17 protein-coding genes are annotated in these 13,528 nt (G+C 44.0%); 15 read left to right on the top strand and 2 right to left on the bottom strand.

What is annotated here, in order from left to right:
* Positions 1 to 77 precede the first annotated feature (77 nt).
* The 12 genes from metN (at position 78) to glxB (ending at position 10,029) form a co-directional block, all read left to right on the top strand.
* Positions 78 to 1,103, top strand: a complete 1,026-nt coding sequence (gene metN, locus MKX38_RS16675; protein ID WP_003242531.1) for a methionine ABC transporter ATP-binding protein MetN — start codon at positions 78 to 80, stop codon at positions 1,101 to 1,103.
* Positions 1,096 to 1,764 (top strand): methionine ABC transporter permease MetP, encoded by a 669-nt coding sequence (gene metP, locus MKX38_RS16670; RefSeq protein ID WP_003228593.1) that lies wholly within the window; start codon positions 1,096 to 1,098, stop codon positions 1,762 to 1,764. Before metN ends, metP begins: the two co-directional genes overlap by 8 nt.
* A 13-nt stretch (positions 1,765 to 1,777) precedes the next feature.
* A complete protein-coding gene (gene metQ, locus MKX38_RS16665; RefSeq protein ID WP_003228595.1) occupies positions 1,778 to 2,602 on the top strand; it encodes a methionine ABC transporter substrate-binding lipoprotein MetQ in 825 nt (274 codons plus the stop codon).
* A 285-nt stretch (positions 2,603 to 2,887) separates the two neighbouring features.
* Positions 2,888 to 3,265 (top strand): carboxymuconolactone decarboxylase family protein, encoded by a 378-nt coding sequence (locus tag MKX38_RS16660; protein ID WP_003228596.1) that lies wholly within the window; start codon positions 2,888 to 2,890, stop codon positions 3,263 to 3,265.
* A gap of 193 nt (positions 3,266 to 3,458) precedes the next feature.
* Positions 3,459 to 3,596: a hypothetical protein gene (locus MKX38_RS16655; RefSeq protein ID WP_003228600.1), complete on the top strand. Its 138-nt coding sequence runs from the start codon at positions 3,459 to 3,461 to the stop codon at positions 3,594 to 3,596.
* A gap of 193 nt (positions 3,597 to 3,789) precedes the next feature.
* Positions 3,790 to 4,575, top strand: a complete 786-nt coding sequence (gene sufC / locus MKX38_RS16650) for a Fe-S cluster assembly ATPase SufC (RefSeq protein WP_003151872.1) — start codon at positions 3,790 to 3,792, stop codon at positions 4,573 to 4,575.
* A gap of 17 nt (positions 4,576 to 4,592) precedes the next feature.
* On the top strand, positions 4,593 to 5,906 hold the full coding sequence (gene sufD, locus MKX38_RS16645) for a Fe-S cluster assembly protein SufD (RefSeq protein ID WP_003228602.1): 1,314 nt from the start codon (positions 4,593 to 4,595) through the stop codon (positions 5,904 to 5,906).
* Entirely contained in the window at positions 5,906 to 7,126 is a 1,221-nt protein-coding gene (gene sufS, locus MKX38_RS16640; RefSeq protein WP_339187761.1) for a cysteine desulfurase SufS, read from the top strand. Before sufD ends, sufS begins: the two co-directional genes overlap by 1 nt.
* Positions 7,116 to 7,559, top strand: coding sequence for a Fe-S cluster assembly sulfur transfer protein SufU (sufU, locus tag MKX38_RS16635; protein WP_003222809.1), 444 nt, complete (start codon positions 7,116 to 7,118; stop codon positions 7,557 to 7,559). Before sufS ends, sufU begins: the two co-directional genes overlap by 11 nt.
* 20 nt (positions 7,560 to 7,579) lie before the next feature.
* Positions 7,580 to 8,977, top strand: a complete 1,398-nt coding sequence (gene sufB / locus MKX38_RS16630) for a Fe-S cluster assembly protein SufB (RefSeq protein WP_003228608.1) — start codon at positions 7,580 to 7,582, stop codon at positions 8,975 to 8,977.
* 279 nt (positions 8,978 to 9,256) lie between these two features.
* Positions 9,257 to 9,535 carry a metalloregulator ArsR/SmtB family transcription factor gene (locus tag MKX38_RS16625; RefSeq protein ID WP_009968126.1) on the top strand — a complete coding sequence of 93 codons (279 nt, stop codon included), beginning with the start codon at positions 9,257 to 9,259 and terminating at the stop codon, positions 9,533 to 9,535.
* Between the two features lie 110 nt (positions 9,536 to 9,645).
* The gene (gene glxB / locus MKX38_RS16620) at positions 9,646 to 10,029 is read left to right on the top strand and encodes a methylglyoxalase (RefSeq protein ID WP_029318442.1); all 384 of its coding nucleotides are present in this window, start codon (positions 9,646 to 9,648) and stop codon (positions 10,027 to 10,029) included.
* A 64-nt stretch (positions 10,030 to 10,093) separates the two neighbouring features.
* Here the strand turns inward: glxB and MKX38_RS16615 are convergent, their stop codons facing one another.
* Positions 10,094 to 10,369, bottom strand: a complete 276-nt coding sequence (locus MKX38_RS16615; protein ID WP_003243521.1) for a hypothetical protein — start codon at positions 10,367 to 10,369, stop codon at positions 10,094 to 10,096.
* Complete coding sequence (gene sspG, locus MKX38_RS16610) at positions 10,369 to 10,515, bottom strand: acid-soluble spore protein SspG (RefSeq protein ID WP_015384584.1); 147 nt, start codon at positions 10,513 to 10,515, stop codon at positions 10,369 to 10,371. The genes MKX38_RS16615 and sspG overlap by 1 nt, the downstream gene beginning before the upstream one ends.
* A 158-nt stretch (positions 10,516 to 10,673) precedes the next feature.
* On the opposite strand from sspG, the gene MKX38_RS16605 reads away from it, so the two are divergent.
* From MKX38_RS16605 to frlB, 3 genes are all read left to right on the top strand, one after another.
* On the top strand, positions 10,674 to 11,792 hold the full coding sequence (locus MKX38_RS16605) for an FAD-binding oxidoreductase (RefSeq protein WP_088326905.1): 1,119 nt from the start codon (positions 10,674 to 10,676) through the stop codon (positions 11,790 to 11,792).
* A 102-nt stretch (positions 11,793 to 11,894) separates the two neighbouring features.
* A complete protein-coding gene (locus tag MKX38_RS16600; protein ID WP_003228617.1) occupies positions 11,895 to 12,269 on the top strand; it encodes a nucleotide excision repair endonuclease in 375 nt (124 codons plus the stop codon).
* A gap of 215 nt (positions 12,270 to 12,484) precedes the next feature.
* On the top strand, positions 12,485 to 13,471 hold the full coding sequence (gene frlB / locus MKX38_RS16595) for a fructosamine deglycase FrlB (RefSeq protein WP_015251278.1): 987 nt from the start codon (positions 12,485 to 12,487) through the stop codon (positions 13,469 to 13,471).
* Positions 13,472 to 13,528: the final 57 nt, after the last annotated feature.

Below are 13,528 nucleotides of genomic sequence, written 5' to 3'. Positions count from 1 at the left end.
CAAGTGTGCAGAAAGGCTTTTCTTTTGCAGAAAAAACCGGAAGATTTCTTAGAATAGTGTTAAGGCAGGTGATTGCTTTGATCAATCTTCAGGATGTTTCAAAAGTTTACAAGTCGAAACATGGAGATGTCAATGCTGTCCAAAACGTCTCGCTTTCCATTAAAAAAGGTGAGATTTTTGGAATTATAGGATATAGCGGAGCTGGTAAGAGTTCCTTAATCCGTCTGCTGAACGGCCTTGAGAAACCAACCTCAGGAACCGTGGAAGTGGCGGGAACCAAGATTAATGAAGTAAATGGACGCGGTTTAAGAAAAGCACGCCATGAGATCAGTATGATTTTCCAGCATTTCAATTTGCTTTGGTCGCGGACTGTCAGAGATAATATCATGTTTCCTTTGGAAATTGCCGGAGTGAAAAAGAGCGAGCGGATCAAGCGCGCCAATGAACTGATTAAACTGGTAGGTTTAGAAGGAAAAGAAAAATCTTATCCGTCTCAGCTGAGCGGCGGTCAGAAGCAGCGTGTCGGAATTGCCAGAGCGCTTGCAAACAATCCGAAGGTTCTCCTTTGTGACGAAGCGACATCAGCATTAGATCCGCAAACGACAGATTCAATTCTGGATCTATTGTCCGATATTAATGAAAGACTCGGTTTGACGATTGTGCTGATTACGCACGAAATGCATGTCATCCGCAAAATCTGCAACAGAGTCGCCGTCATGGAAAACGGCAAGGTGGTCGAAGAAGGCGAGGTTCTCGATGTCTTTAAAAATCCAAAGGAACAAATGACAAAACGATTTGTTCAGCAGGTGACAGAGCCGGAAGAAACGAAAGAGACGCTTCAGCACCTTCTTGATGATACAGCATCAGGAAAAATGGTTCAGCTCACATTTGTCGGTGAGTCAGCTGAACAGCCTCTGATTACAGAGATGATCAGAAACTTCAATGTCAGCGTCAATATTCTGCAAGGGAAAATTTCGCAGACGAAGGATGGGGCTTACGGTTCACTGTTCATCCACATTGACGGGGACGAGGAAGAAGTGCAAAACGTGATCCGATTCATTAATGACAAACAGGTTAAAGCAGAGGTGATCACGAATGTTTGAAAAATACTTCCCGAACGTTGATTTAACTGAATTATGGAACGCGACATATGAAACACTTTATATGACGCTGATTTCTTTACTGTTTGCTTTTGTCATCGGGGTCATCCTCGGCTTGCTGCTCTTTCTGACGAGCAAAGGAAGCCTCTGGCAGAATAAAGCGGTCAACTCTGTGATTGCGGCCGTTGTTAACATATTCAGATCGATTCCGTTCCTTATTTTAATTATTTTACTATTAGGTTTTACGAAATTTTTAGTCGGCACGATCTTAGGGCCAAACGCCGCATTGCCGGCGCTGGTAATCGGCTCGGCACCATTTTACGCGCGCCTTGTTGAAATCGCGCTGCGTGAGGTGGATAAAGGTGTGATTGAAGCCGCTAAATCAATGGGCGCGAAAACGTCTACGATTATTTTCAAAGTGCTGATTCCGGAATCAATGCCTGCTCTTATTTCTGGCATTACGGTTACTGCCATCGCTTTGATCGGCTCAACGGCAATTGCCGGAGCCATTGGTTCAGGAGGCCTTGGAAACCTTGCGTACGTAGAAGGATATCAGTCTAATAACGCTGATGTTACCTTCGTTGCTACTGTGTTTATTTTAATCATCGTGTTTATTATTCAAATCATCGGTGATCTAATAACAAATATTATAGACAAACGATAAGGGAGGATTTACATTGAAAAAGCTATTTTTGGGTGCATTACTGCTTGTATTTGCAGGAGTTATGGCTGCCTGCGGTTCGAATAACGGCGCTGAATCCGGCAAGAAAGAAATTGTCGTTGCGGCAACGAAAACACCGCATGCGGAAATTTTAAAAGAAGCTGAACCATTGCTGAAAGAAAAAGGCTATACGCTGAAAGTGAAAGTTCTTAGTGATTATAAAATGTACAATAAAGCTTTAGCTGATAAAGAAGTGGACGCGAACTACTTCCAGCACATTCCTTACCTTGAGCAAGAAATGAAAGAAAACACAGATTACAAACTTGTGAATGCCGGCGCTGTTCACTTAGAGCCATTCGGTATTTACTCTAAAACATACAAATCACTGAAAGACCTTCCAGACGGTGCGACAATCATTCTGACAAACAACGTTGCTGAACAAGGCCGTATGCTTGCAATGCTTGAAAACGCTGGATTAATCACTCTTGATTCTAAAGTGGAAACAGTTGACGCAACATTGAAAGACATTAAGAAAAACCCGAAAAACCTTGAATTCAAAAAAGTAGCGCCTGAATTAACGGCAAAAGCATATGAAAACAAAGAAGGAGACGCGGTCTTCATCAATGTAAACTATGCGATCCAAAATAAATTAAATCCTAAAAAAGACGCAATTGAAGTAGAATCAACGAAAAACAACCCATACGCTAACATCATCGCAGTAAGAAAAGGCGAAGAAGATTCTGCAAAAATCAAAGCGCTGATGGAAGTTCTTCACTCTAAAAAGATCAAAGACTTCATCGAGAAAAAATACGACGGAGCTGTGCTTCCTGTATCTGAATAAGACTGAAACCCCGGATGAGAATTCCGGGGTTCAATTATTGACAAAGCCCTAAAACGATATTCGTTTTAGGGCTTTGTCATCTTTTCAGCGTGATTGAAAACCCTTGAAGTCTAGGAAGGCCGAGCATTGGAGCGGAGCGAATGTTGCAATTCGTGAGCACCAACGCGCAGGTCTGACAACGAATGCGAGGGTTTGCTGACACGGTGAAACCCCGGATGAGAATTCCGGGGTTTTTTTCGCGTATTTTCATAAAAGCTGTTCATAATAAAAAGGAATGTTAAACAGATGGAGGGATTTTCTTTGAATCAAGACAGAGGAAGCATGCAGGACGCGTTAAAACAATATAAACATGGTTTAGGTACATTTGAACAAAAGATGCCGCTGATGGGAAGAAAATTTAACGAATTTACTGAACAGTGCTTTGCCGGGAATTCTCTGACTGAAAGAGAAAAACAGCTGATCGCCCTCGGAATTGCCATCAATGCTCAGGACGAATATTGCATGATCTATCATACAAAAGGCTGTCTTGATCAGGGAGCGTCAGAAGAAAACATTCTCGAAGCCGTCAGTGTGGCAGCGGCATTTGGAGGCGGCGCAGCTTTCAGCCAAGGCGTGACAGTCGTTCAACAGTGCATTGAGGAATTCGGAAACACCACGCATTAAGAGAAGGAATATTCCGAAAAACCATTCTCATTTGTTCTGAAAGGATGCTTTCGTCTCATCTGCCGCTATTTCACGCCAAATCGTTTTTGCGGCATCCAACGCAGCACTGGTACAATAAAAAGCAAATATATGAAGGGATTGATTCATTATTTGCAGCAGCCAGGACAGACTGAACCTCGATTATACGTCAGAAATGGAAAAAGCGATGCAGCTGTCACACGGAATTGGATACGAGGAATATGGACGCCGGCTGGAAACAAGAATGAAAGTAGAGCGGCAGAGAGAGCTTGATTATGAAAAAAGCAAGCGGATTTCTGCGGGAGCTTATTGAGAAAATCAATCTTTTAAAAAAGGGTGGGAATCCACTCTTTTTCTTTTTCAATCGCTTTAATAAAGTGCTGATCTTTGTTAAACTTGAGGAATGTGCAAGGCACGATAAAAAGTTGTATTTACTTTTCATTTGTTATAAAATTAGAATGAGAATAAAATGAGAATAATGATTATATATTTTTGGAGGTATAGATATGGCTGCTTCAACATTAACGATCAAAGATCTTCACGTTGAAATCGAAGGGAAAGAGATCTTAAAGGGTGTAAACCTTGAAATAAAAGGTGGAGAATTCCACGCAGTAATGGGCCCGAACGGAACTGGTAAATCCACTTTATCAGCTGCTATTATGGGGCATCCTAAATATGAAGTAACAAAAGGCAGCATCACGCTTGACGGCAAAGATGTACTGGAGATGGAAGTGGACGAGCGTGCGCAGGCAGGCTTATTCCTTGCAATGCAGTACCCAAGTGAAATCAGCGGTGTGACAAATGCCGACTTCCTTCGCTCAGCAATCAACGCGCGCAGAGAAGAAGGCGATGAAATTTCTCTCATGAAATTCATCCGCAAAATGGACGAAAACATGGAGTTCCTTGAAATGGACCCTGAAATGGCTCAGCGCTATCTTAACGAAGGCTTCTCAGGCGGGGAGAAAAAACGCAACGAAATCCTTCAATTAATGATGATTGAACCGAAAATCGCCATCCTTGATGAAATTGACTCAGGTCTTGATATTGACGCTTTGAAAGTTGTATCAAAAGGGATTAACAAAATGCGCAGCGAAAACTTCGGCTGCCTGATGATCACTCACTATCAGCGCCTGTTAAACTACATCACTCCGGATGTTGTTCACGTTATGATGCAAGGCCGCGTTGTAAAATCCGGCGGTGCAGAGCTTGCACAGCGTCTTGAAGCAGAAGGTTATGACTGGATCAAACAAGAACTTGGCATTGAAGACGAAACTGTTGGCCAAGAAGCGTAAGCGTTAGGGGGATTAATATGACACTAGGTACAAAACTATCCGTAGATCAGGAGTATCTCAAAAGCTTTTCCGAAAAGCATCAAGAACCTGCCTGGCTGAAGAACCTGCGCTTACAGGCTCTTGAACAAGCTGAGGATCTGCCGATGCCGAAACCTGACAAAACAAAAATCACAAACTGGAACTTCACGAATTTCGCGAAGCATACAGTGGATAACGAACCGCTTTCTTCATTAGAAGATTTGACTGATGAAGTAAAAGCGCTGATCGACATTGAAAACGAAGATAAAACATTATACGTACAGCGTGACCAGACGCCGGCACATCTTTCTCTTTCTCAAGAATTGAAAGACAAAGGCGTCATCTTCACTGATATTCTGACTGCTGCACGCGAGCACAGCGACTTGGTGGAGAAATACTTTATGAAGGACGGCGTGAAGGTTGACGAACATAAGTTAACTGCACTTCACGCGGCTCTTGTTAACGGAGGAGCATTCCTTTATGTTCCGAAAAATGTTCAGGTGGAGACGCCGGTTCAGGCTGTTTATGTCCACGAAAGCAATGATACAGCTCTATTCAACCACGTGCTGATTGTGGCTGAAGACCACAGCTCTGTAACATATGTAGAAAACTACATCAGCACTGTAAACCCGAAAGACGCTGTCTTCAATATTATCAGTGAGGTCATCACAGGTGATAATGCCAGCGTGACATACGGTGCGGTGGATAATCTGTCAAGCGGTGTGACAACTTATGTGAACCGCCGCGGTGCTGCGCGCGGACGCGACAGCAAAATCGAGTGGGCTCTCGGCCTGATGAACGATGGCGACACGATTTCCGAAAACACAACAAACCTTTACGGTGACGGCACATACGGCGATACGAAAACGGTTGTTGTCGGAAGAGGAGAGCAAACAGAAAACTTCACAACACAAATCATCCATTTCGGTAAAGCTTCTGAAGGCTATATCTTGAAGCACGGTGTGATGAAGGATTCCGCTTCTTCTATCTTTAACGGAATCGGCAAAATCGAACATGGCGCTTCTAAAGCGAATGCGGAGCAAGAATCACGCGTGCTGATGCTCAGCGAAAAAGCACGCGGAGACGCAAACCCTATTCTTTTAATTGACGAAGACGATGTAACTGCAGGACATGCGGCATCTGTCGGCCGTGTGGACCCTATTCAGCTTTACTACCTGATGAGCCGCGGAATTCCGAAAGAAGAAGCAGAACGCTTAGTCATTTACGGATTCCTTGCACCGGTAGTAAATGAACTTCCGATTGAAGGCGTTAAGAAACAATTAGTTTCTGTTATCGAAAGGAAAGTGAAGTAATGAATATCACAGATATTCGTGAACAGTTCCCGATCCTTCATCAGCAAGTGAACGGACATGATCTCGTTTATCTCGACAGCGCGGCGACTTCCCAGAAGCCGCGTGCTGTCATTGAAACACTGGATAAGTATTATAACCAATACAATTCCAATGTTCACCGGGGCGTCCATACACTTGGAACCAGAGCGACAGATGGTTATGAAGGGGCGCGTGAAAAAGTCCGCAAGTTTATTAACGCGAAGTCAATGGCTGAGATTATTTTCACAAAAGGCACGACCACATCACTGAATATGGTGGCGTTAAGCTATGCGCGCGCCAACCTGGAACCTGGTGATGAAGTGGTCATCACCTACATGGAGCATCATGCGAATATCATTCCGTGGCAGCAGGCTGCAAAAGCAACTGGCGCCACATTAAAATATATTCCGCTGCAGGAAGACGGAACGATTTCTTTAGAAGACGTCAGAGAAACGGTCACAAGCAACACAAAAATTGTTGCGGTGTCTCATGTATCTAATGTCCTCGGCACGGTCAACCCGATTAAAGAAATGGCGAAAATCGCTCATGATAATGGGGCTGTCATTGTGGTGGACGGAGCACAAAGCACGCCTCACATGAAAATTGACGTGCAGGATCTCGATTGCGACTTCTTTGCGCTTTCTTCCCATAAAATGTGCGGACCTACCGGTGTTGGTGTGCTGTACGGAAAGAAAGCCCTGCTGGAAAACATGGAGCCTGCCGAATTCGGCGGTGAAATGATCGACTTTGTCGGGCTTTATGAATCAACTTGGAAAGAGCTTCCGTGGAAATTCGAAGCGGGTACGCCGATTATTGCAGGAGCAATCGGTCTAGGTGCCGCCATTGATTTTCTCGAAGAAATCGGTCTTGATGAGATTTCCCGCCATGAGCACAAGCTTGCAGCTTATGCGCTTGAACGCTTCCGCCAGCTTGACGGCGTAACGGTTTACGGGCCGGAAGAGCGTGCCGGGCTTGTCACATTTAACCTTGATGATGTTCATCCGCACGATGTGGCGACTGTGCTTGATGCGGAGGGAATCGCAGTCAGAGCCGGCCACCATTGTGCGCAGCCGCTGATGAAATGGCTGGATGTAACTGCTACTGCAAGAGCAAGCTTTTATCTGTATAATACAGAGGAAGAGATTGATAAGCTTGTGGAAGCTCTTCAAAAGACAAAGGAGTATTTTACAAATGTCTTTTAATGCAAACTTAGATACATTGTACAGACAGGTGATTATGGATCATTACAAAAACCCGCGAAATAAAGGGGTTTTAAATGACAGCATTGTTGTGGATATGAACAATCCGACATGCGGCGACCGCATCAGACTGACAATGAAGCTTGACGGAGACATCGTGGAAGATGCGAAGTTTGAAGGGGAAGGCTGTTCCATTTCAATGGCATCCGCTTCGATGATGACTCAGGCGATTAAAGGGAAAGATATTGAAACGGCCCTTTCCATGTCTAAGATTTTCTCGGATATGATGCAAGGGAAAGAGTATGATGATTCTATAGATCTCGGGGATATTGAAGCCCTTCAAGGCGTTTCAAAATTCCCTGCCCGTATCAAATGTGCAACCCTGTCATGGAAAGCACTTGAAAAAGGAGTCGCGAAAGAAGAAGGCGGCAATTAAAAGGATTGGAGTGAAAATGGATGGCTAAAAAAATGCCTGATATTGGTGAATACAAGTATGGTTTTCACGACAAGGACGTTTCCATTTTCCGTTCAGAGCGCGGATTGACAAAAGAAATCGTAGAAGAAATTTCTCGCATGAAAGAAGAGCCTCAATGGATGCTTGACTTCCGCTTGAAATCACTTGAGCATTTCTACAATATGCCGATGCCTCAATGGGGCGGAGATTTAAACTCACTGAACTTTGACGAAATTACGTACTACGTAAAACCGTCTGAGCGTTCAGAGCGTTCTTGGGATGAAGTTCCTGAAGAAATTAAACAAACATTCGACAAGCTCGGTATTCCTGAAGCTGAACAAAAATACCTTGCGGGTGTTTCTGCTCAGTACGAATCTGAGGTTGTATACCACAACATGAAAGAAGATCTTGAAGCACAAGGCATCGTCTTTAAAGACACTGACAGCGCGCTGAAAGAGAATGAAGATATTTTCCGTGAGCACTGGGCAAAAGTAATCCCGCCGACTGATAACAAGTTTGCGGCGCTTAACTCAGCTGTTTGGTCCGGCGGTTCTTTCATCTACGTGCCTAAAGGCGTGAAGGTTGAAACACCGCTACAAGCTTACTTCCGTATCAACTCTGAGAACATGGGTCAGTTCGAACGTACACTGATCATTGTTGACGAAGAAGCAAGCGTTCATTATGTTGAAGGCTGTACTGCGCCTGTTTACACAACAAACTCACTTCACAGTGCGGTCGTTGAGATCATCGTGAAAAAAGGCGGCTACTGCCGTTATACAACGATCCAAAACTGGGCGAACAACGTTTACAACCTTGTAACAAAGCGTACAGTCTGTGAAGAAAACGCAACAATGGAATGGATCGACGGCAACATCGGTTCTAAGCTGACAATGAAATATCCGGCTTGTATCCTAAAAGGCGAAGGCGCGCGCGGTATGACGCTTTCTATCGCTCTTGCGGGTAAAGGCCAGCATCAGGATGCAGGTGCGAAAATGATTCACCTTGCACCAAACACATCATCTACAATCGTATCAAAATCGATTTCAAAACAGGGCGGAAAAGTAACGTACCGCGGAATCGTCCACTTCGGACGCAAAGCGGAAGGCGCCCGCTCTAACATCGAGTGCGATACGCTCATTATGGATAACAAATCAACTTCAGACACAATTCCTTACAATGAAATCTTAAATGATAACATTTCATTGGAGCACGAAGCGAAAGTGTCTAAAGTATCTGAAGAGCAGCTCTTCTACTTGATGAGCCGCGGTATTTCTGAAGAAGAAGCAACTGAAATGATCGTAATGGGCTTCATCGAGCCATTCACAAAAGAGCTTCCAATGGAATACGCAGTTGAAATGAACCGTTTGATTAAGTTCGAAATGGAAGGGTCAATCGGTTAATGATGAAAAACCCTTTGTTTATCAAGGGGTTTAGAGATAGTTATTAATTTTAAAATGGCCGGCGTGCCGAATTTGATTGTAGAAGACGAACTTTTGAAGTTCGTCTTCTTTTATTTTTTAGTGATATCAAAATAAGTATCCGCTGTTGTGTTGTTGTTTTTATGTCCTAGTCGATTAGAATATTTCAGACCTGCGCCGGATAGGTTCAGTTTCTATATCACGCAACCATACAGTTGCTTATACTTGACATGCAACTAATGGGTTGCTTATACTCAATATATGAATGGGAACAAAGACGCTATATTCAAAGCACTCGGCGATTCGACTCGGCGGCTTATATTAGACGAATTATCTGAACGCAACGAGCTGACGTTGTATGAACTTACGATACGTCTTATTACAAAGTACGACCTTTCTATTACGCGACAGGCGATAGCTAAACACCTTTCTGTACTGGAGGATGCAGGACTCGTAACATCAAAACGAAAGGGAAAATATCGAGTACTTATATTCAACAACGAACCGCTTAAAAATTTGCTGAAAGGATGGATAGAATAATTTTATAAAATCAGAACAGGGCCTCTGATAAATGTGTGGGTTGTTTTGCTTGTAGCCAGATTGTTAGCATAGTACCATGCTTCATTCATATCGAAGGAGGGAAAAACAGTATGAAAATCGTTGTTACCAGTATATTTGTACAAGATCAAGACATGGCACTGGAGTTTTATACAGAAAAACTTGGGTTTATAAAAAAGGAAGACGTTCCCATGGGGAAATTCAGGTGGATAACGCTTGTTTCTCCAGATGATCAAGACGGAACCGAGCTTTTACTCGAACCGAATGAACATCCTGCCGCCAAGGAGTATCAAAAGAAGATATTCTCCGAAGGCCTCCCGGCCACAATGTTTGGCGTTGCAGATATTCAAAAAGAGTACAACCGATTAAAGGAAAAAGGCGTGACGTTTACGATGGAACCGACAAAAATGGGCGAAGTCACAATAGCTGTCTTCGACGATACATGCGGTAACCTTATTCAAATTGTACAGAAGTAACCGATTCAGTCGCGTCCTTTTTGTATGCAGAAGAAAAACCGCTGGCCACAGGGCCCGCGGTTTTTTACTCTTCTTCTGTCTCCTGATTGATAATTTGCTTTACAGATGATCTGCTGTTATTTTCTCTGTTCATCTCTCGCAATTGAGTATAAGCCATATCGAATTCCTCTTTTGTCATCTGCTTTGCGGCTAATGCAGAGCATAATATAGCAAAAGCAATTGGCATTGTATCAATGTGAATGTCGATATGGACCTCTGAGTTGCCGCTGTTTTTGATAACAGATTCAGTAGTGGGTATCTCTTGAGTATGTCTGTTGAGAGGAATGATGTTTTCGTTCATTAGTCTTCTCCGTCTTGTGACTGCGCCTGTGCCTGATCCTGATCTGTATTCACGTTGACCACGACTTTTGCATTACCGCTGTTTTGGACTTTTGCGACTGCCGCATCGCGTCTGTTTTCTTCATTTTCATGACGATTTTCGCTCATGGTATCATCCTTTCTCTATTGATAGTGACAGGATATTCGTTAGGAGAGTAAAGAGATTGGACGAACTTCGCGGTTTTTCCACATTAGGGCAAAAGGTCGAAGGAAAGCATTTGATTTGGTAAAATGAATAGACATTATAATAGAAAAGGTGTTTGCATATGAAATCGTACATCATCGTCGGCGCAGGGATTCTGGGCGCGTCGACGGCTTATCATCTCGCAAAATCAGGCGCTCGCGTTACTGTCATTGATCGGAAAGAGCCGGGACAAGCGACTGATGCGGCGGCGGGGATCGTCTGTCCATGGCTCTCGCAGCGCCGTAATCAGGATTGGTACCAGCTTGCTAAGGGGGGAGCCCGGTACTATAAGGATTTAATCCATCAATTGGAAGAGGACGGAGAAACAGATACGGGATACAAGCGTGTCGGTGCTATCAGCATTCATACTGATCCGGCGAAGCTCGATAAGATGGAGGAGCGGGCGTATAAGAGGCGGGAGGATGCGCCGGAGATCGGTGAGATTACCCGCTTGTCCGCGAGCGAGACGAAAAAGCTGTTTCCGATTTTGGCTGATGGCTATGAATCGGTTCATATCAGCGGGGCCGCCCGCGTGAATGGAAGAGCGCTGTGCCGGTCGCTTTTAAGCGCTGCGGAGAAACGCGGCGCAGAGATCATCAAAGGAAATGCATCCCTGCTTTTTGAAAACGGAACAGTCACCGGCGTGCGAACAGATACAAAGCAGTTTGCGGCAGACGCGGTGATTGTGGCGGCGGGGGCATGGGCCAATGAAATCATGAAGCCTCTTGGCATTCATTTTCAAGTGTCTTTTCAGAAAGCGCAGATTATGCATTTTGAAATGATGGACACGGATACAGGGGCGTGGCCGGTTGTGATGCCGCCGAACGATCAGTACATTCTTTCGTTTGATAACGGCAGAATTGTAGCCGGCGCCACACACGAGAACGATGCCGGTCTTGATGATCTGCGTGTGACAGCCGGAGGCCAGCACGAAGTATTGAGCAAAGCGTTAGGCGTTGCACCGGGCCTTGCTGATGCCGCTGCCATTGAAACAAGAGTGGGCTTCAGGCCGTTTACACCGGGATTTCTGCCGGTCGTAGGGGCCGTGCCGAATGTTCAAGGCTTATATGCTGCAAACGGTTTGGGTGCTTCTGGACTGACGATGGGGCCGTTCTTGGGTGCAGAGCTCGCAAAGCTAGTTCTTGGAAAGCAGACAGAATTAGACCTTAGTCCTTATCATCCAGCCGAAGCACTTGCATAATAAGTAAGAGCATAACAAACAAATATAATAAAGCTGTTCTAGCTTTTCTTTTCTGTATGTGTTAGCATTTATCTTTAATGAAAAAGAGGACGTGAACTGATTTTGATAAAAATTGATATACCCGCACCGAATGTTACCATCACTGAACGACAGCAGTCAGCTAATGATAACGAGCCGAAGATAAAACCGATTCACGGATTCATCGACTTTCACCAGATCCCAAGGGACAAAGGCGGCATTTTTATGTTTTACAACATTCATGACGAGCTGCTGTTTGTCGGTAAAGCCAGAAAGTTAAGACAGAGAATTAAGAAGCATTTCGAAGACACTGTTTCACCGATCAAACATCACAGAGATGAAGTTTATAAAATTGAGGTATGTGTAGTTGATGATCCAATGGAAAGAGAGATTTACGAAACATATATCATCAATACACAGCACTCGAAGTACAATATAGACAAGGTATTTTTTAAATAAGACGTCAGTCTGCGGATTGAACAGCGAAGCCAGAGCTTAAGTCAAGTTCTGGCTTTTGATTTGGGCATTTTTTCGCATATAGACCCTTTGTCTGTCATCCGAATAAATTATTGAGAAATTTCAGAAAATAATATTGACAATCCTACCCGCGGACTTTAATATAACAATATATAATGTTATATAACGTTATATAATAAAAACGAGGAGTGAAGGATTTGAGTCAGGCCACAGCAAAAGTAAATCGTGAGGTTCAAGCTTTCTTGCAGGATTTGAAAGGGAAAACCATTGATCATGTATTCTTTGTCGCATGCGGAGGGTCTTCTGCCATTATGTATCCGAGTAAGTATGTGTTTGACAGAGAGTCAAAATCAATAAACTCCGATCTCTACAGCGCCAACGAATTTATTCAGCGCAACCCTGTTCAGCTTGGTGAAAAGTCTCTTGTTATTTTGTGCTCGCATTCGGGAAATACCCCGGAGACAGTCAAAGCTGCTGCGTTTGCAAGGGGCAAGGGCGCACTTACGATTGCGATGACGTTTAAACCGGAGTCTCCTTTAGCGCAGGAAGCGCAATATGTTGCCCAGTACGATTGGGGTGATGAGGCGCTTGCGATCAATACAAACTATGGCGTTTTGTATCAAATCGTTTTTGGAACCCTGCAAGTATTAGAAAACAATACGAAATTCCAACAAGCAATTGAAGGCTTAGATCAATTGCAGGCTGTATATGAAAAAGCCCTTAAGCAGGAAGCTGACAACGCCAAGCAATTTGCAAAAGCCCATGAAAAAGAAAGCATTATTTATACCATGGCAAGCGGTGCAAACTACGGTGTCGCTTACTCCTACAGCATCTGCATTCTCATGGAAATGCAATGGATTCATTCCCACGCCATTCATGCCGGAGAATATTTTCACGGACCGTTTGAAATTATTGATGAATCCGTGCCGTTTATCATCCTGCTCGGTTTAGATGAAACAAGACCTCTTGAAGAGCGGGCGCTTACCTTCTCGAAAAAGTATGGCAAAAAGCTCACTGTGCTTGATGCTGCATCTTACGACTTCACTGCAATTGACGATTCAGTTAAAGGCTACCTTGCTCCGCTCGTTCTCAATCGTGTGCTGAGAAGCTATGCAGACGAGCTGGCAGAGGCGAGAAATCATCCTTTATCTCATAGAAGATACATGTGGAAAGTTGAGTATTGATCTGAAAATGAGGAACCATTATGCATTAGACTATAATGTTATATAACATTATAGTCT

The sequence above is a fragment of the Bacillus sp. FSL M8-0025 genome, assembly GCF_037975475.1.
Lineage (GTDB): Bacteria > Bacillota > Bacilli > Bacillales > Bacillaceae > Bacillus > Bacillus subtilis.
Note: the sequence above shows the minus strand (reverse complement) of the source record. Positions and strands in the feature narration are given on the sequence as shown.